Source organism: Kitasatospora sp. NPDC101155, from assembly GCF_044768305.1.
Classification (GTDB): domain Bacteria; phylum Actinomycetota; class Actinomycetes; order Streptomycetales; family Streptomycetaceae; genus Kitasatospora.
Genome location: NZ_JBIWPN010000006.1, coordinates 338,765 through 356,320, shown reverse-complemented (window position 1 = coordinate 356,320; position 17,556 = coordinate 338,765). Strand labels below are relative to the sequence as shown.

At 71.6% G+C, this 17,556-nt stretch carries 17 protein-coding genes; 8 read left to right on the top strand and 9 right to left on the bottom strand.

Going from position 1 to position 17,556, the window contains the following annotated elements; translation table 11 throughout:
* Positions 1–25: 25 nt before the first annotated feature.
* The 4 genes from ACIRYZ_RS12405 to ACIRYZ_RS12390 form a co-directional block, all read right to left on the bottom strand.
* On the bottom strand, positions 26–1,516 hold the full coding sequence (locus ACIRYZ_RS12405) for a hypothetical protein (RefSeq protein WP_402942603.1): 1,491 nt from the start codon (positions 1,514–1,516) through the stop codon (positions 26–28).
* Positions 1,513–2,202, bottom strand: coding sequence for a DUF6114 domain-containing protein (locus tag ACIRYZ_RS12400; RefSeq protein WP_402942600.1), 690 nt, complete (start codon positions 2,200–2,202; stop codon positions 1,513–1,515). The genes ACIRYZ_RS12405 and ACIRYZ_RS12400 overlap by 4 nt, the downstream gene beginning before the upstream one ends.
* 152 nt (positions 2,203–2,354) lie before the next feature.
* Entirely contained in the window at positions 2,355–3,026 is a 672-nt protein-coding gene (locus ACIRYZ_RS12395; RefSeq protein ID WP_402942597.1) for a DUF6230 family protein, read from the bottom strand.
* Between the two features lie 726 nt (positions 3,027–3,752).
* Complete coding sequence (locus ACIRYZ_RS12390) at positions 3,753–4,748, bottom strand: tetratricopeptide repeat protein (RefSeq protein ID WP_402942594.1); 996 nt, start codon at positions 4,746–4,748, stop codon at positions 3,753–3,755.
* Positions 4,749–5,249: 501 nt separating this feature from the next.
* Between ACIRYZ_RS12390 and ACIRYZ_RS12385 the strand changes: the two genes are divergently transcribed.
* Entirely contained in the window at positions 5,250–5,801 is a 552-nt protein-coding gene (locus ACIRYZ_RS12385; RefSeq protein WP_393031687.1) for a TetR/AcrR family transcriptional regulator, read from the top strand.
* Positions 5,802–5,984: 183 nt separating this feature from the next.
* Here ACIRYZ_RS12385 and ACIRYZ_RS12380 read toward each other — a convergent pair whose 3' ends face one another.
* From ACIRYZ_RS12380 to ACIRYZ_RS12370, 3 genes are all read right to left on the bottom strand, one after another.
* A complete protein-coding gene (locus tag ACIRYZ_RS12380; RefSeq protein ID WP_393031639.1) occupies positions 5,985–7,670 on the bottom strand; it encodes a methylmalonyl-CoA mutase in 1,686 nt (561 codons plus the stop codon).
* Between the two features lie 181 nt (positions 7,671–7,851).
* Positions 7,852–8,193, bottom strand: a complete 342-nt coding sequence (locus ACIRYZ_RS12375) for a DUF3817 domain-containing protein (RefSeq protein ID WP_402942590.1) — start codon at positions 8,191–8,193, stop codon at positions 7,852–7,854.
* 76 nt (positions 8,194–8,269) lie between these two features.
* The gene (locus ACIRYZ_RS12370) at positions 8,270–8,806 is read right to left on the bottom strand and encodes a MarR family winged helix-turn-helix transcriptional regulator (RefSeq protein WP_402942587.1); all 537 of its coding nucleotides are present in this window, start codon (positions 8,804–8,806) and stop codon (positions 8,270–8,272) included.
* A gap of 498 nt (positions 8,807–9,304) precedes the next feature.
* On the opposite strand from ACIRYZ_RS12370, the gene ACIRYZ_RS12365 reads away from it, so the two are divergent.
* Together ACIRYZ_RS12365 and ACIRYZ_RS12360 are read left to right on the top strand one after the other, a co-directional pair.
* Positions 9,305–10,933 carry a M4 family metallopeptidase gene (locus ACIRYZ_RS12365; protein WP_402942585.1) on the top strand — a complete coding sequence of 543 codons (1,629 nt, stop codon included), beginning with the start codon at positions 9,305–9,307 and terminating at the stop codon, positions 10,931–10,933.
* A gap of 400 nt (positions 10,934–11,333) precedes the next feature.
* On the top strand, positions 11,334–11,465 hold the full coding sequence (locus ACIRYZ_RS12360) for a M4 family metallopeptidase (RefSeq protein WP_402942582.1): 132 nt from the start codon (positions 11,334–11,336) through the stop codon (positions 11,463–11,465).
* 114 nt (positions 11,466–11,579) lie between these two features.
* Here ACIRYZ_RS12360 and ACIRYZ_RS12355 read toward each other — a convergent pair whose 3' ends face one another.
* Positions 11,580–11,897: a DUF3817 domain-containing protein gene (locus ACIRYZ_RS12355; protein ID WP_393031624.1), complete on the bottom strand. Its 318-nt coding sequence runs from the start codon at positions 11,895–11,897 to the stop codon at positions 11,580–11,582.
* Between the two features lie 246 nt (positions 11,898–12,143).
* Between ACIRYZ_RS12355 and ACIRYZ_RS12350 the strand changes: the two genes are divergently transcribed.
* From ACIRYZ_RS12350 to ACIRYZ_RS12330, 5 genes are all read left to right on the top strand, one after another.
* Entirely contained in the window at positions 12,144–12,941 is a 798-nt protein-coding gene (locus tag ACIRYZ_RS12350; RefSeq protein ID WP_402942579.1) for a DUF2127 domain-containing protein, read from the top strand.
* 105 nt (positions 12,942–13,046) lie between these two features.
* Positions 13,047–13,685, top strand: a complete 639-nt coding sequence (locus tag ACIRYZ_RS12345; protein WP_387617143.1) for an AIM24 family protein — start codon at positions 13,047–13,049, stop codon at positions 13,683–13,685.
* Positions 13,685–14,335, top strand: a complete 651-nt coding sequence (locus ACIRYZ_RS12340) for an AIM24 family protein (protein ID WP_402942577.1) — start codon at positions 13,685–13,687, stop codon at positions 14,333–14,335. The genes ACIRYZ_RS12345 and ACIRYZ_RS12340 overlap by 1 nt, the downstream gene beginning before the upstream one ends.
* Positions 14,336–14,547: 212 nt before the next feature.
* Positions 14,548–15,348, top strand: coding sequence for an AIM24 family protein (locus ACIRYZ_RS12335; protein WP_402942678.1), 801 nt, complete (start codon positions 14,548–14,550; stop codon positions 15,346–15,348).
* Between the two features lie 40 nt (positions 15,349–15,388).
* On the top strand, positions 15,389–15,904 hold the full coding sequence (locus ACIRYZ_RS12330; protein WP_402942574.1) for a MarR family winged helix-turn-helix transcriptional regulator: 516 nt from the start codon (positions 15,389–15,391) through the stop codon (positions 15,902–15,904).
* A gap of 382 nt (positions 15,905–16,286) precedes the next feature.
* Here the strand turns inward: ACIRYZ_RS12330 and meaB are convergent, their stop codons facing one another.
* A complete protein-coding gene (meaB, locus tag ACIRYZ_RS12325) occupies positions 16,287–17,243 on the bottom strand; it encodes a methylmalonyl Co-A mutase-associated GTPase MeaB (protein WP_402942572.1) in 957 nt (318 codons plus the stop codon).
* Positions 17,244–17,556 lie beyond the last annotated feature (313 nt).

Sequence of the window (17,556 nt, the reverse complement as noted above, 5' to 3'; positions counted from 1 at the left end):
CGTTTCGGCGTCCGCTACGTGCCGCCTACTTGTCGCTGTAGGGGGCGTCGTCGTTGAACAGGTGCATCCCGGGGATGTGCAGGGTGCCGCCGAACTGGCCGGCCTGCTTGGCGGTGACCCCGGTCAGCTCCAGGTCCAGCGGGATCGGGATGGCGCCGATCAGGTCGTACAGCCAGCGCGGCAGGGTGTCCGGGGTGAGGGTGATCTCGCCCAGGTCGATCGGGATCGGCAGGCCGAGCACCTTGGACAGGTGGCCGGAGAGCCGCTCCACGTACATGGTGACCGGGCCGTTGCGCATGGTCGAGGTCGAGCCCGGGGCGCCCTGGACGTGGAAGGTGACGCCGTTGCCCTCCAGGGTCGACATGTCGAGATTGTCGATGTCCACGCTGTCGACCACGAACTTCAGCACCCGCTTGGTGCCGGTCGGGGTCTTCACGTCGTAGACACCGTGGAAGACCGAGCCGTGCAGTGCCAGCCGGCTGGTCTGCAGCGTCCAGTTCTGCTCCGGGACGACGTGCCCCGGGGTGGCCGCGCCGGCGGTCAGGTTCCGGGCGTCCACCGCGCAGTTGGGGTTCGCGGTGGGCGAGGCGGACGGCGTGCCCGAGGCGCTCGTGTCGGGCGTGGGCGTCGTGGAGGCGCCGGCCGAGGGGGTCGCGGTCGGAACCGCCTTGGGGCTCGCCTTGCCGGTCGGCGCGGTGGCGGCCGGCGAGGGCTGCCCGCCGACGGGCTGGCCGCCCGAGGACTGCGCGGCGGGCGGCGCGGCCTGCTGGGTACCGGCGGCCGGGGCCTGCGGCTGGGCCGGCTGCGCCGGGGTGCCGACTCGCGGGGCCGGGGCGGCCGGGGCCTGGGGGCCCGGCGCGGGGGCGCCCGGCGCGGGAGTGGCGGTCGGGGTGGCACTCGGTGTCGGGCCGGCCGAAGCACCCGGGTTCAGCAGGTGGTTGATGCCGCCGACGATGTCGTCGATCAGTCCGGCCTGGCTCGCGGTGGCCGTGCCGTTGCCGGTGCCCTGGTAGACGGCGCTCACCGCACCCGAACCGCCGGTGTCGACGGAGCGGACCACGGGCGGCTTCACCGGCGAGGTGGGCGTCGTGGCGGCCGGCGGCTTCACCGGCGAGGTGGGCGGCGCGGTGGTCGGCGTCTGGGTGGGCACCGAGGTCGGGCCGGTCGAGGGCGCCGCGGTGGCCCCGGCGGTCGGAGCCGCCGTCGGCGCCGTACCGGGCGTGTCGGACGGGCCGGGCGGCGGCGCGGGCAGCTCGCTCTTGGGGACGGGCGTCTCGATCGGCGCGACGTCCGGGACGGCGGCGGGCGCGGTGGGGCAGGGCTTGCCCGCCGCGGACTCGGCGACCGCCGGGTTGGGCGTGTAGGCGGCGGCCATCAGCAGCGCGGTCGGCACCGCCGCCATCGCCAGCGCGCGGCCTCTCAGCCGGACCCGGACCGGCGTGCGCGGCGCCGCGTGTCTGCCGGAGCGCTGCGCGGGGACGGCCGTGCCCTCAGCTTGCTCGGCCGGCCCGCTCACCGCGCCTCCTCCTGGCCCCCGGCACCGCCCTGCTGCGGAACGGCGGCCTCGGCGGCGGCCTCGGCCGCCGCGGGCTCCTTGGGCGCGCCCTGGGCGGGCAGCTTCGCGGTGGGCGCCTCGGCGGCCTCGGCGCCCTTCACAGCTGCTTCGGCAGCGGTCTCGGCGGTCTCGGCTTCAGCGGCCGCGGCGGGCTCGGTGGCGACGCTCTCCGCCACCGCGTCGCCCTCCGCCTTCTCGGCCCGGCGCGCACGCCGTCCCCTGGCCGGCCGGGTGGACGGCTCCGGCAGCGGCGCCCAGGAGACCATCAGCCCGCCGCCGATCAGACCGGGCAGCAGCGCCAGTCCGAAGCCCGCCAGGTTGGAGACCGGGATCGAGACCAGGGTCAGCAGGATGGTCGCGATGCCGCCGAAGACCCGTACGGCGGGCTGGAACCAGGCGGTCGCGCCGAGGATGATCATCAGCACCCCGATGATCAGCGATCCGGCACCCGCGGTGGTGGACATCGCGATGGTCAGCCCGCCGAACGTGAGGTGCGCGTACGGGAAGTAGAGGATCGGGACGCCGGCGATCATGGCCAGCAGGCCGCCCCAGAAGGGCCTGGTGCGGCGGAATTCGCGGAAGTGCCGCCACAGCCACCCGATGGGGTTCTGCTGGCGGGGCCGCGTCTCGACCGTTGCGCTGGACATGGTGCAACTCCTCGACGTCGCTACGAGGGAAGAACAAAAGGGGGGTGGGCCGGGAACAGCGGTCGCCCGCCGCCCCCGGCCCCAGGTGGACCCGTCGTCCCGGCACACCGGGCGGCGTGCCGTCAGACGGGGTCCGGAACGTCAGTCGAGGCTCAGAAGCACTCGTTGCCCGCGCCGTCGCCGCTCTTCAGCGCGAGGTTCAGGCCGTTCAGCTTGAAGGTGCCGGCCGAGGTGGCCCGCGCGGTCTGCTGAACGCCGCTCAGGTCGGCGACCTGGGCGGACTGGGCGAAGCCGGTCGGACCGGTCGGCAGGCCGGCGCCGCCGCCCGCCTTGGTGACGCCGGCGTGCGGGGCCCAGCCCTGGGTGGCCGAGCCGGACAGGGTGGAGGCGTCCTGACCGATGTTGATGTTGGTGAAGGTCGCGTCCGCCTTCAGCTGCTCAAGGTCGATCAGCAGGTTCGAAGCCTCAACCGGCTTCGCCGCGTCGGTGCCGGCGTGCAGCTGCAGGGTGATCTTGCCCAGGCCGAACGCGGACAGGTCGGTCACCACCGACTGGCACAGGTTGTTGATGGTGGCGTGGTCGAAGGCCGAGACCGCGACCGGGTGCGGCTTGCCGTTCGCCTCGATGTCGACGGAGCCGAACTGGGCGAAGTTGGTGCCGTGCAGCTGGTCGGTGCTGACCTTGAACTGCTGGCCGGAAATGCTGAACGAGGCGGCGAGCGCGCTGTTGGCGATCGAGACGCCGACCATCGCGGTGGCCGCGACGCTCGGCACCATCACCAGGGCGAAGCGCTTCCAGCGGGTCTTGCCGTAGGTCTTGGACATGCGAGTCCTCCTTCTAGGACGTACATCTCCGGCTCCCCGGCGGCGCGTCCCGCGCCGGTGGGGGCCTGGGATGGGAGAGAGCTACGTCCTCGGTAGCGGAGAGCGCCTTGGGCGTCGTCGGACGCGGGAGCGGCCGGCGCAACGCGGCACTCCCGTCCCGATACCGGCCGTCCTTGTGGGACGACGGGTCGGACCGACGACATCGGCGATCACCCCCGAGCGACAACCAGCGACCGCGCAGGGCCGCGCGGCCGGTCGAGGACAGGAACCGCCGTGGGACCGCGGATACCCCCCTGCCCTCCCTACCGCCGACCGGGGTCGGCGGATCACCCGGTGGGGATCCCGCACTCCGCGTTGGCCGACCGGCTGTCGGTGGGTGTGGAGTCTGGGACCGGGCGTGGCCGATCGTGCTTGAATCCCGGGCGAAGCACAAGGGGTGCCTTACTGACGGGTAATGCAACAGCAGGTGGCGTTGATCATGAAAACGTCCGAAATTACACCCTGCGTGACGCCTTGAAGAAATCGCGGCGACGAAATCCGCCGGAAACACCAGCGAAACACCCGCGGGTGGTCACTGAACGTGACCACCCGCGGGTGAAATCAAGATTTGGTAAACGTCTGTCCGGTTGACCGGATTGTCGCCAAATCTCCAGCGACACCGCAGGTCATCCGCCGTGCCAGGCACCCGGTGCCAGGCAGCCCGGCAGGACCCGGCCGGTACCGGACTCAGAACAGCACGCGGGCCAGCGCCGTCCGGGCCGCGACGACCCGCGGATCCTCGGCGCCGATCACCTCGAACAGCTCCAGCAGGCGCAGCCGGGCGGTGTCCCGGTCCTCACCGAAGGTCCGGCCGACGGTGTCCACCAGGCGGCCGAAGGCGTCCTCGACGTGACCGCCCACCAGGTCCAGGTCGGCCGCCCGCAGCTGGGCCTCGACATCCTTCGGATCGGCGGCGGCCGCCGCCCGGACCGTCTGCAGGTCCAGGCCCTCGACCCGCTGCAGCAGCTCCGCCTGGGCCAGGCCCAGCTTGGCCTCGGTGTTGCCCGGCTGGTCGGTCAGCACGTTCTTGTACGCCTGGATCGCACCGCCCAGGTCGCCGGCGTCCAGCGCGTCGTGCGCGGCGGCCAGCGCCGGGTCCTCGGGCCGCTGCGGGGCGGCGGCCGGGGCCTCGCCCAGGGCGACCGCGCCGCCGGAGATGCCGAAGCGCTGCTCGGCGACCAGGATCAGCTGGTCCAGCACCTTGCGGATGTTGGCGGCGCTCTCCGCGCCCTGGAACAGCGGCACCAGCTGGCCGGCCACCACGGCCATCACGGCCGGGATGCCCTGGATGCCGAACTGCTGGGCGATCAGCTGGTTGGCGTCCACGTCGATCTTGGCGAGCACGAAGCGGCCGGCGTACTCCTCGGCCAGGCCCTCCAGGATCGGGCTGAGCTGCTTGCAGGGGCCGCACCACTCGGCCCAGAAGTCGATGACGACCGGCACCTCGGCGGAGCGCTGGACGACCTCGTCCTCGAAGGTGTCCTCGGTGACGTCGATGACGAGCTGGTGGGCGGCGGACTGGTCGGGGGCGACTCCGGCCGCTTCGGCGGCGGCCGCCTGACGGGCCCGCTCGACCCGGGCCTGCTCGGCCTTCTGGGCGGCCTCGCCGGCCGCCTTCACTGCGGCGAGGTCGACCGCGCCGCGCAGGGCGGAGCTGTTGAGACGCGAATTCCGTGGCTGCATGGCACCATCCTCCCCCGTCCGCGCTGCCCGCGGGCACCAACCTCCGGAAAGTCGCCCCGCGCGGGCTGCGCGGCGACGGGTTTCCGGGCGGTGCACCCCTCCCCCGGTAGTCTGAACCGTTCGGCGCGGATCCCCACCCGCACCCGCGCCGCCCCCGTCCCACGGGATGCGGCGCCTGGTTGTCACTGCTTTCGCTACAGGTCGTAGCGTAACTGGAGCCGGTGCCCCGGCCGCAAGCCCAACCTGCGCTTCGGGGACGTGACCTGCCCCACTTTCCCGACCCGCCCGGCTGCCCGAATCGACGAACAGTCGCTACCGTTACCAGCCCCACCCAAGTTACTTACCAGTAAAGCGCAAGGAGACCCGGTGCCGGCCGCCCAGCCCTCCGCGAGCCCGGACAGCACGGTCCCGGACAGCACAGTCCGGGGCAGCACAGTCCAGGAGGGGACGAACGCGTCCCGGGCCAAGGGCCGCCCGCGCAGCGCCGCCGCCGACCTCGCGATCCTCGACGCCACCCGCGAAGCCCTGGCCGAACTCGGCTGGGGCGGACTGACCATGGGCCATGTGGCCACCCGCGCCAAGGTCGCCAAGACCACCCTCTACCGCCGCTGGCCGTCCAAGAACGAGCTCGTGGTGGACGCCGTCGCCAGCCTCTTCGACGAACTGGTGATGCCCGACCTCGGCAACCTGCGGGCCGACATCGAGGCCGTGGTGACCCAGTTCGCCGACCTGCTGGCCCGCCCGGAGACCCAGGCCGCGCTGCTCGCGCTGTTCGCCGAGGGCACCCGCGACCCGCTGCTGCACCGCCGGATCCGCGAGGCGATCGTGGACCCGCAGAAGCACCTGGTCCGGCAGGGCCGGGCGGCCGCCCAGGCGCGCGGAGAACTCGGACCGGACACCGACGCCGAGTCGGCCCGCGAGGAGGTCGACATCATCTTCGACACCATCGCGGGCACCGTCGAGCACCGCGTCCTGGTCAGCGGCGAGCCGATCACCCCCGAGTGGACCCGCCGCTTCACCGACCTGCTGCTCGGACCGCTCACCACCGGCTGAGGGCATGCCGAAGCCGCCGTACGGAACCCCGTACGGCGGCTGCTGCTACTCGCCCGCTCGCCTCCGGGGCGCTCCGACCCGGTGCCGACGGTCGGCGCTCCGGCGCTCGTACCTCGCTTGTCGCTTCTCCCTTTCGGCACCGGCGCGCCCCTTCGGCTCGGGGCGGCTCGGGTGTTCAGGCGATCAGAACGCCGCGTTCTCCTGGTACGTCCCCCACTCCTGCCGCAGCGCGTTGCAGATCTCGCCGAGCGTCGCCTCGGCGCGCACCGCGTCCAGCATCGGCGGGATCATCGACTCGCCCGAGCGCGCCGCCGCCAGCATGGCGTCCAGCCCGGCCCGCACCGCCGCCTCGTCCCGGGCCGCCTTGCGCTCGCCCAGCACCCGCACCTGCTCGCGCTCGACCTCGTGGCTGACCCGCAGGATCTCCAGGTCGGGGGTGACGCTGCGCGGGTGGCAGTTGACGCCGACCACGCGCTTCTCGCCCTTCTCCACACCCTGCTGGTACTGGAAGGCCGCCTCGGCGATCTCGCCGGTGAACCAGCCCTCCTCGATCCCGCGCAGGATGCCGGAGGTGATCGGGCCGATCTCGTGGTCCTCGTGCCCCTTGTCGAGGATCCGCTGGAAGATCGCCTCGGCCTGCTGCTCGATCCGGTCGGTCAGCGCCTCGACGTACCAGGAACCGCCCAGCGGGTCGGCCACGTTGGTGACGCCGGTCTCCTCCATCAGCACCTGCTGGGTGCGCAGCGCGATCTCGGCGGCCTGCTCGGAGGGCAGCGCCAGGGTCTCGTCCAGCGCGTTGGTGTGCAGCGAGTTGGTGCCGCCCAGCACCGCGGAGAGCGCCTCGACGGCGGTGCGCACCACGTTGTTGTACGGCTGCTGCGCGGTGAGCGAGACGCCGGCGGTCTGGGTGTGGAAGCGCAGCCACTGCGCCTTGTCGGTCTTGGCGCCGAAGCGGTCGCGCATCCAGCGGGCCCAGATCCGGCGCGCGGCACGGAACTTGGCGATCTCCTCGAAGAAGTCCAGGTGCGCGTCGAAGAAGAAGGACAGGCCGGGTGCGAAGACGTCCACGTCCAGGCCGCGGGACAGGCCCAGCTCGACGTAGGCGAAGCCGTCCGCGAGGGTGTACGCCAGCTCCTGCGCGGCCGTCGCCCCGGCCTCGCGGATGTGGTAGCCGGAGACGGACAGCGGCTTGTACGCGGGGATGCCCTTGGCGCAGTGCTCCATCAGGTCGCCGATCAGGCGCAGGTGCGGCTCGGGGGCGAAGAGCCACTCCTTCTGGGCGATGTACTCCTTGAAGATGTCCGTCTGCAGGGTGCCGTTGAGCACCGCCGGGTCCACGCCCTGGCGCTCGGCGGCGACCAGGTACATGCAGAAGATCGGGACGGCCGGGCCGCTGATCGTCATCGAGGTGGTGACCTCGCCGAGCGGGATGCCGTTGAACAGCACCTCCATGTCGGCGGCCGAGTCGATGGCCACGCCGCAGTGGCCGACCTCGCCGAGCGACTTCGGGTCGTCCGAGTCGTAACCCATCAGGGTGGGCATGTCGAAGGCGACCGACAGGCCGCCGCCGCCCGCGTCCAGGATCATCCGGTAGCGCTCGTTGGTCTGCTGCGCGTTGCCGAAGCCGGCGAACTGGCGGATGGTCCAGGTGCGGCCCCGGTAGCCGGTGGGGTGCAGCCCGCGGGTGAACGGGTACTCGCCCGGCCAGCCGATCCGCTCGAAGCCCTCGACGGCCTGCCCGGGGGCCGGGCCGTACACCGGCTCGACCTCGTCGCCGGACAGGGTGGTGAAGTCCGCGTCCCGCTTGCGGGCCTTGTCGTACCGCTGCTGCCAGCGCTGCCGTCCGCGCTCGATCTCCTCGGCGTCCATGGGCCGAACTCCGCTCCGTACGGCCGCCACGGCACCGGGCGGCACAGCTATTAGGACGTCCTACTAATTTACTCGGACGTCCTAGTAGTTGTCGATGGATACCCGCTCGACGCGAACCGGAAAACGACGGCGCCCCTCCCCCGCCCGGGGAAGGGGCGCCGTTTCGCGCGGTCGGCCCGGCTCAGACGCCGGCCGGCTGGCGGGCGCCGTCGCCCGCCTGGAGCTTCTCGGCGGCCTCGCGGGCCACCTTGCGCTCGAAGACGAAGGAGAGGAAGGGGATGCAGCCCGCCGCCAGGGTCAGCACCAGTCGGCCCAGCGGCCACTTCAGCTTCTGCCCGAGCAGGAAGGTCACGATGAAGTACCCGATGTACAGGTAGCCGTGCAGCATCGCGACGTAGGTGGTCACGTCCTCGGCGGTGCTGAAGCCGTACTTCGCCACCATGAAGCCGCAGAACACCAGTAGAGCCACACCGGTCGCAATGGCCAGGCCGCGGTACCAGCCCAGCAGGGGGGTCGCCTTCATACTCTTCCTCGCCTTGCTCGGCAGTTTCGGCCGGTACGCCCGGATCCGCGCACCGCTCCCACGAGGGTAGCCGCCCTCACGGCCGCTCCTTCGCAGCCCCCTCGTCCGGCTCGGCGAAGTCCCCGGCCGCGATCCGCAGCGGCTTGAGCAGTTCGAACACCTGGCGGCACTGCTCGGGGCCGTACTCCTCCAGCCCGAACTCCATCGCCATGAGCTCCCGGGTGGCCTCCTCGACCACCGCGCGGCCGCGCCGGGTGATCGAGGCGAGCACGCCGCGGCCGTCCAGCGGGTTGGGGCGGCGGGCGACCAGGCCGGCCCGTTCCAGCCGGTCGACGGTGTTGGTGACGCTGGTCGGGTGGACCATCAGTCGCTCGCCGATCTTGGACAGCGAGAGTTCGCCGGTCCGGCTGAAGGTCAGCAGCACCAGCGCCTCGTACCGGGCGAAGGTCAGCCCGTACGGCTTGAGCACCGCGTCGACTCTGGAGAGCAGGATCTGGTGGGCGCGCATGATCGAGGTGATCGCCGCCATCGAGGGCACGGTGCCCCAGCGGCGGGCCCACAGTTCGTCGGCGCGGGCGATCGGGTCGAAGTCGAGTGCGAGGGGCTTGGCCACCTCCTTACCGTACCGGCGGACGGGACGTGTGCTACCAGCTGTCCTGATGGTGGACAAGTGCGACGCGTGGCGGGATCCCGCCAATCGGACGGCCAGGTCCATACCTGGACATTGCGCCGGCGTGAACGCCGAACAACAGCCGCCCGACGCACGGAGGTTGACCACTGAAACGCTCAACGCCGCGCTACCAGGCCTCGATTCGGACCGAAACCCGCTGAAAGACCGGGTAAAAAATCCCCTTTGTCCTTCCGTTCACAATCCCCTCCCTTGGCGGGACTTGGCCAATTCATGAACAAGACCTGTCATTTGATTTGCTCGATTGTCATGCTTTCCGCCAACCCCGTTCGACAGCCACCACCCCCACCCAACCGGTGGCAGCCGCACGACCGCTCGGGGTCCTCGCACGTCAGCGCCCGTTCCGCCCCTCAGGTGCCGACCCCGGCCCCCGGGACGAGGCGCGACCGCGCCCAACACGCGGTTTCCCGGAAGGACTCGTCCGTGAAGCGAAAGCTCGCCGCAGTCGCCGTACTCTCCGCCACCGCCCTGCTCACCGGCGTCGTCCAGGTCAGCGCCGCCCAGGCGGACCCCACCCCGCACGCCCGGACCGCGCAGCAGCGCGCCGACCTGATCGCGCTGGCCAACGGCCAGGCGGGCAAGGTGGCGCACGCCCTGGCCCTGGGCGGCCAGGAGCAGCTGGTGGCCAAGGACGTCGTGGTGGACGCCGACGGCTCCCGCCACTTCCGCTACGAGCGCACCTTCGCCGGGCTCCCCGTCCTGGGCGGAGACCTGGTGGTGCACCAGAAGGCGGACGGCTCGACCACCGCCGTGGACAAGGCCGTCGGCGCGCAGCTCGCCCTGCCGAGCCTCACCCCGCCGATCCCGGCGGACAAGGCCGCCGCCCAGGCGACCGGCGCCGTGCAGTCCACCGTCGGCATCACCGTCGACGAGGACGAGTCCCCGCTGACCGAGGTGCACCAGGCCGGCAAGGCCGAGCTGGTCGTCTGGGCCACCGACGGCAACCCGCGCCTGGCCTACCGCACCACCGTCGAGGGCCTGCGCGCCGACGGCACCCCGAGCAGCCAGCTGCTGGTCACCGACGCCGCCACCGGCCAGGTGCTCTCCACCCACGAGCAGGTGCAGACCGCCTCCGGCACCGGCAAGGGCGTCTTCGTCGGCAGCGTCCCGCTGACCACCACCCAGAGCGGCACCTCGTACCAGCTGAAGGACGCCACCCGCGGCGGCCAGTCCACCTTCACCCTGAAGAACAAGACCTCCGGCTCCGGCACGCTGGTCGCCAACTCGACCGACTCCTTCGGCAACGGCCTGGTCTCCAACCCGGAGTCCGCCGCCGTGGACGCCCAGTACGGCGCCGCGGCCACCTGGGACTTCTACAAGAACACCTTCGGCCGCAACGGCATCAAGAACGACGGCGTCGGCGCCACCAGCCGGGTGCACTACGGCTCCAACTACGTCAACGCGTTCTGGAGCGACAGCTGCTTCTGCATGACGTACGGCGACGGCGCGAGCAACACCCACCCGCTGACCGCGCTGGACGTGGCCGGCCACGAGATGACCCACGGCGTCACCTCCGCCACCGCGGGCCTCAACTACTCCGGCGAGTCCGGCGGCCTCAACGAGGGCACCTCGGACATCTTCGGCACCATGGTCGAGTGGTACGCCAACCTGGCCGCCGACAAGCCGGACTACCTGATCGGCGAGCAGATCAACATCAACGGCGACGGCAAGCCGCTGCGCTACATGGACCAGCCGTCCAAGGACGGCAAGTCCGCCGACTACTGGTCCTCCTCGGTCGGCAGCCTGGACGTCCACTACTCCTCGGGCGTGGCCAACCACTTCTTCTACCTGCTCGCCGAGGGCAGCGGCGCCAAGACGATCAACGGCGTCAGCTACAACAGCCCGACGTACAACGGCTCGACCCTCGCCGGCATCGGCCGGGACAAGGCCGCGCAGATCTGGTACAAGGCGCTGACCACCTACTTCACCTCGACCACCAACTACGCGGGCGCCCGCACTGCGACCCTCAAGGCCGCTTCGGACCTGTACGGCGCCTCCAGCGCCGAGTACAACGCCGTCGCCGCCACCTGGAGCGCCGTCAACGTCAACTGACGCACGGCGCACGGACGCCCGGGACCTCGCCGGAGGGCAGGCCCCGGGCGTCCGCCCATGCCGGCGCCCGAGCGCCGCGCGCCCGGGCCCGGGACCCCGCCGGCCCCGGAGGCCGTCAAGGCCGACCGGCTGGCGGGGTCCCGCCAGCGGGACGAACCGCGGATTCCGGGCAATGGGCGGCAGCCGAACCATCCGCACCGGCGCTGGCGACTCCTGGCCAATCCCCGGCGACGCCCTGTCCTTCCCGCCACGAATTGTCATGCTTCTGACCAAGCTCCCGTCCGACGACCGCCTCCCCCACCAGCGCCCAGTGGAGCGCTGGTCAGACGCGGACACCGCCAAGGGGGCAACCCCTTGGGCGCGCGGTGAACTGCAAGCCCGGGACCCTGGTCTCGGGTCGTTGACCTCCACCACCAACTACAAGGCCGCCCGCACCGCGACCCTGAAGGCCGCGGCCGACCTGTACGGCGGCACGGCCGGCGCCGAGTACAAGGCGGTGGCGGCGGCCTGGAGCGGGGTCAACGTCAACTAGACCCCGTCAACCGCGCCCCGCCCTGGACCACCCCCGGCAAGAAACGGCGACAGGCTGCCGCGGCCCTTCGGGAGAGGAGGCCGTGGCAGCCTGTCGACCGTCCACGCGTTCGCGTCAGGCGGTGGCGGCGGCGGGCTGCAGCTCGCCGCGCTCCTCCTGGGCAAGGGTCCGCTCGGCGTAGACGCCGCCGAACGGCAGCACCGAGAGCACGAACAACAGGATGCCGCGCTTGCGGTCCCACTTCTGCGTCTGCCAGGCCTGGATCCAGAACACCACGTACAGGATGAAGAGGGTCCCGTGGACAGGGCCGAGCACCGGGACGGCGTTGAAGCTGGTGGTGTACTTCAGCGCCGTGCAGATCAGCAGGAGGACGAAGGAGATCCCCTCGGGAGCGGAGACCAGGCGCAGGCGGTGGACGGCGCTGCTGTTCACGTTGGATACCTCAATACGGGGGTCGGAGGCGTGGGCACGCTTGTGAAGCGACTCACAAGCCTTCCGGCCATTATCACCGAGCACATGTCCGAGCCCCGGGCCGGGGGTGGCCACCGTGCCCGATGTCACAGCCACGCGCCAGAACCCGGCCGAACGCAGCAGACCGTCGTCCGTACCCCCTATCCTCTTGCCCGCGCGCCCACCGATCCGGGCGCTCACGGCATCGCACACGGGGGTATCCACACCATGTTCAAGCGGGACTGGGACCGCAGGACCTGCGCCAAGCGCGGGCACGTCACCTACGCGCCGACCGAACCCGAGCTGGCCTCCCGGCTGCACGCCGCCACCGCCGTGGGCGACGCCTGGCGCTGCCTGCGTTGCGGCGACTTCGCGCTCGGCGCCCCGCACGGCTCCGGCCCGGCCGCGAACGCCCCGCTGGTACCGCGCGGCAAGGCGCTGCGGGACATCTTCATCCTGCGCTTCCTCGCCATCGAGCGGGTGCTGCGCGGCATCGTGATCATCCTGATCGCGTGGGGCGTCTGGAAGTTCTCCAACCACCAGGACGCGGTGCAGCGGGTCTTCGACCAGGACCTGACGGTCTTCAAGCCGATCGCCGACCACTTCAACTGGGACCTGGACCACGCCCCGGTCGTCGAGACGATCCGCAAGACCTTCGGCTACGAGAAGAAGACCCTGCTGATCGTCGCGGGCGCGCTGCTGGCCTACGCGCTGATCGAGATCGTCGAGGCGGTCGGCCTCTGGCTGGGCAGGCGCTGGGCCGAGTACCTGACGGTGGTCGCCACCGCGGCCTTCCTGCCGCTGGAGGGCTACGAGCTGAGTCACCACGTCAGCCCGCTGAAGATCTGCACCCTGCTGCTGAACATCGCCGCGGTGCTGTGGATCATGCTCTCCAAGCGCCTGTTCGGCCTGCGCGGCGGCGCGGTCGCCTTCGAGGCGGAGCGCCACTCGGCCTCGCTGCTGGAGGTCGAGGAGGCGGCCGGCACCGTCCCGCACCCCGGCCACGGGGCGCACGCGCGGCCCTGACTCGCACCTTTGTCCCAGGCCCGACCTTGAACCGTTGTCCCGGGTCCGGGCCTGTTCGTCCCCGCCCTCTCGCCCAACCACGGCCGCAAAAGCTAGATTGCGGCCGTGGCACAGTTCAGACTCCAGGGCTCGCGGGTGCTCGCCGTCGAGTTGGCCGGCGACGCCGTCAAGGCCCGGCACGGCTCGATGGTCGCCTACACCGGCCAGATGACCTTCAAGAAGCTGACCGGCGGCGGGGACGGACTGCGCGGCATGGTCGCCCGCAGACTCACCGGCGAGCGGATGACCGTCATGGAGGTGAAGGGGCAGGGCACCTGCTACTTCGCCGACAAGGCCACCGAGATCAACCTCGTCCGGCTGAACGGCGAGACGCTCCACGTCGAGTCGGACAACCTGCTGTGCACCGAGGCCGGCCTGCACACCGGCACCACCTTCACCGGGCTGAACGGCGTCTCCTCCGGCAACGGCCTCTTCACCACCAAGGTGGAGGGGCACGGCTGGGCCGCCGTCACCTCCAACGGGCCCGCCGTCATCCTGCGGGTCGGCAAGGACATGCCGCTGCGGGTCGACCCGGGCGCGTACCTCGCGCACACCGGCAGCCTGCACCGCAGCCTCAAGTCGGGCGCGGGCTGGACCACGGTGATCGGCGAGGGCGGCGGCGAGGCCGTCCAGGTCGAGTTCACCGGCGAGGGCCTGGTGTACGTCCAGCCCTCGGAGAAGGTCACCCTCGGGGGTGACGTCTGATGGGCTTCACCCGGATCAACGGCAAGCTGGTCGAGGCCCAGGTGGTGCCCGGTCAGCCGCTGTTCAGCCAGCGCGGCGCGATGATCGCGTACACCGGCGACGTCCGGTTCACCCCGAACATCACCGGTGGCCAGGGCGGGGTGATGTCGATGATCGGCCGCCGGGTCGCCAACGAGGACACCCCGCTGATGACCGTCGAGGGCCAGGGGCGGGTGATGTTCGGCCACGGCGGCCACCACGTCCAGGTGATCGACCTGGTCGACGACACCCTGTTCGTCGAGGCGGACCGGCTGCTCGCCTTCGAGGGCACGCTGCGGCAGTCCACCGTGTTCCTCGGCTCGCAGGGCGGGGTGATGGGCATGGTCCGGGGCCAGGTCAGCGGGCAGGGCCTGTTCACCACCCGGCTGGAGGGCCACGGCTCGGTCGCGGTAATGGCCCACGGCGGGGTCTTCGAGCTGCCGATCACCCCGGGCCGGCCGGTGCACGTCGACCCGCAGGCGTACGTGGCGCACCGCGGCGAGGTGCGCAACAAGCTGTCCACGGCGATCGGCTGGCGCGAGATGATCGGCCGGGGCTCGGGCGAGGCGTTCCAGCTGGAGCTGTCCGGGCAGGGCGCGGTGTACGTCCAGGCGAGCGAGGAGAAGCTCTGATGTCCTACCCGCCGCAGCCGCCGCAGCCGCCGTACGGGCAGTCGCCGCACGACCAGCCGACCCAGCCGGGCCTCGCGGTGCCGCCGGTCGCGCCGAACTACGGCCCGCCGCAGGACTACCCGCCGCCCCCGCCGCCCGGCTACCCGCAGCAGCCGTCCCAGCAGCCCCAACAGGCCTACGCCCAGGAGCAGTTCGGCGGCCCGCAGGCCCCGCTGCCGACCACCCACGGCGGCGAGGGCCCGGTGGTGTACGACGCGTACACCCTGCCGGCCAACGACAACGTCAACCCGTACACCTTCGCGGTCGACCTGAACGGCTCCTACTTCCTGCAGAAGGGCAAGATGATCGCCTACTACGGCGACATCACCTTCCGCGGCGTGGGCGCCGGGATGGTCGACCGGGTGCTCGGGCAGCACTTCAACTCCCCGCTGCACGCGGCGGACTGGGTGGTCGCCCAGGGCGCCGGCAAGCTGCTGCTGGCCGACCGCGCCTTCGACCTCAACTCCTACGACCTGGACGACGGCAACCTGACCGTGCGCTCCGGCAACCTGCTCGCCTTCGACCCGACGCTGCGGCTCAAGCAGTCGATCATCCCGGGCTTCCTGACCCTGATCGGCACCGGCCGCTTCGTCGCCGCCTCCAACGGGCCGGTGCACTTCGTCGAGCCGCCGATCCGGGTGGACCCGCAGGCGCTGGTCGGCTGGGCGGACTGCCCGGCGCCGTGTCACCACTACGACCACGAGTACCTGCACGGGGTGGTCGGCGGCCTGCGACGACTGACCGGCATCGGCGGCGTCTCCGGCGAGGAGCACCAGTTCGAGTTCATCGGCACCGGGCAGGTGCTGATCCAGTCCAGCGAAAAGCTGCTGGCCGAGCGGTCGGTGGGCGTGGTGGACGCCGAGGCGGGCGTGCCGGGCGGCGGGGTGCCGCCCCAGCAGGCCCACGCCGGCGGCAACCCCAACGTGCCCGGCCTCGGTAACCTGGGCGAACTCGGACGGCGTTTCGGCCTGTAAACTTGTACAAGATTGAACTAAATCGGCTATGCTGGGTCCCATGGATACGCACACGATCGACACTGCGGACACCCCTCCGCCTCAGCCCGGGGAGGAGACTCCCTGGCTGACCGCCAGGGAGCAGCGGATGTGGCGCGCCCATCTGGAGGTCGCCAAGCTGCTGGACTACCAGCTCAGCCGCGAACTCCAGCCCCACAACCTGGCCATCAACGACTACGAGATCCTGGTCGTCCTCTCCGAGGCCCCCGACCACCGGATGCGGATGACCGACCTCGCGACCGCCACCCTCCAGTCGAAGAGCCGGCTCTCCCACCAGATCACCCGGATGGAGAACGCCGGCCTGGTCCTGCGCCAGGAGTGCCCCGGCGACCGCCGCGGCCTCTACGCCCACCTCACCGAGCAGGGCTGGGAAACCATGCAGCGAGTCGCCCCGGACCACGTACGCAGCGTCCGGGCCCACTTCATCGACCGCTTCACCCCCGAGCAGCTCGACGCCATGTACGAGGCCCTCGCCCCCGTCGCCGAACACCTCCGCGGCCTCCGCGGCCGCTCGTAGGCCCTTCGACCCTCGGCCTCCCGCACAACGACCGGGAAACCACAGGCACGCACAGCCTTTTCTCCGCCCCGCCGCGATCACGATCACGGCGGGGCGGAACACGTTTCCGGGCCACCCTGGAACGGCCCGCGGGCCCGCCCCAAAGAGCTCTGGCCATCCCCCCCACCCACGGAAGATCTGTGCCTTGGTGATCAGACCACTACCCGGTCCTCTTCCTCTGTCCCTGAACTCAGGCTACGGGTGCAGGGTGGACCTCTTGGGGCGGCGGTTTTTGGCGGGCCCGTGTCCGAGGACACGGGCCCTGAGCAAGCCGGTTCAATCGCAGAATTCCCTCGCCGCTTCGACCCTGCCGAAGCCACGAGGGAAACGGCGGGGGGCGAACTCAGCCGGTGGTCAGGCCCGCGACCAGTTCGTCGGCCGCGCCGTACGGGTCCAGCTCGCCGGCGACGACGCGCTCGGCGAGGCCGGCCAGGTGGCGGTCGCCGGAGAGGTCGCCGATCCGGGCGCGCAGCTCGGCGAGTGCGATCGCCTCGATCTCCTGCGCCGCCCGCCGGCGACGACGCGCCGCCAGTTCGCCGTGCTCCTCCAGCCAGGCGCGGTGCTTCTCCAGCGCCTCGACCACCTCGTCCACGCCCTCGCCGCGGGCCGCGACGGTCTTGACGATCGGCGGGCGCCAGTCCCCCGCCTCGCGGGCCTCGCCGAGGCCCAGCATGTGGTTGAGCTCGCGGGCGGTGGCGTCGGCGCCGTCCCGGTCGGCCTTGTTGACCACGAAGAGGTCGCCGATCTCCAGGATGCCCGCCTTGGCGGCCTGGATGCCGTCGCCCATCCCGGGGGCCAGCAGCACCACGGCGGTGTCGGCCTGGGCGGCGATCTCCACCTCGGACTGGCCGACGCCCACGGTCTCGACCAGGATCACCTCGCAGCCGGCCGCGTCCAGCACCCGCAGCGCCTGCGGCGCCGCCCAGGAGAGCCCACCCAGGTGGCCGCGGGTGGCCATCGAGCGGATGAACACCTCGGGGTCGGTCGCGTGGTCCTGCATCCGGACCCGGTCACCCAGCAGCGCCCCGCCGGAGAACGGTGAGGACGGGTCGACGGCCAGCACCCCGACCCGCTTGCCGAGCCGCCGGTAGGCGGAGACCAGCGCCGAGGTGGTGGTGGACTTGCCGACCCCCGGCGAGCCGGTCAGGCCCACCGTGTAGGCCTGCCCGGTGTACGGCGCGAGCGCGGCCATCGCCTCCCGCAGCTGCGGGGCGGCGTTCTCGACCAGCGTGATCAGCCGGGCGACCGCCCGCGGCCGGCCCTCCCGGGCCTGCTCGACCAGCGTGGCGACATCGATCATTTAATGCCTCCGAGTAGACCCCCGACTTCGCCGGGGGGAGAGAATCGGACCTCCTGCAGAGCGGGTCCTGAACCGGCCTTCCGCCGACGAGGCGGAGCACCGTCCCCGCTCCAATGGGGGGGTTACTCGTCGTGACAGCTCGGCTACGCCGGGTCGGAAACGATAGCCAAGTTCCGGGTCGGCCTACCGCCGGGCTGGCGGGAAGTCAGGTCTGTGGAGCTGATGTAAGACCGATGGGCGGCACGCCGTCCCTCCGCTGGTAACCCCAGGTCGGCAACCGGCTGCGCAGCAGAAAGCCCGACCCGCGAGGGCC

Coding starts and splice junctions, on each gene's coding strand:
- ACIRYZ_RS12400 (WP_402942600.1), bottom strand. CDS start 2,202: ATGTCCAGCGCAACGGTCGAGACGCGGCCCCGCCAGCAGAACCCCATC.
- meaB (WP_402942572.1), bottom strand. CDS start 17,243: ATGATCGATGTCGCCACGCTGGTCGAGCAGGCCCGGGAGGGCCGGCCG.
- ACIRYZ_RS12350 (WP_402942579.1), top strand. CDS start 12,144: ATGTTCAAGCGGGACTGGGACCGCAGGACCTGCGCCAAGCGCGGGCAC.
- ACIRYZ_RS12340 (WP_402942577.1), top strand. CDS start 13,685: ATGGGCTTCACCCGGATCAACGGCAAGCTGGTCGAGGCCCAGGTGGTG.
- ACIRYZ_RS12390 (WP_402942594.1), bottom strand. CDS start 4,748: ATGCAGCCACGGAATTCGCGTCTCAACAGCTCCGCCCTGCGCGGCGCG.
- ACIRYZ_RS12395 (WP_402942597.1), bottom strand. CDS start 3,026: ATGTCCAAGACCTACGGCAAGACCCGCTGGAAGCGCTTCGCCCTGGTG.
- ACIRYZ_RS12375 (WP_402942590.1), bottom strand. CDS start 8,193: ATGAAGGCGACCCCCCTGCTGGGCTGGTACCGCGGCCTGGCCATTGCG.
- ACIRYZ_RS12380 (WP_393031639.1), bottom strand. CDS start 7,670: ATGGACGCCGAGGAGATCGAGCGCGGACGGCAGCGCTGGCAGCAGCGG.
- ACIRYZ_RS12330 (WP_402942574.1), top strand. CDS start 15,389: ATGGATACGCACACGATCGACACTGCGGACACCCCTCCGCCTCAGCCC.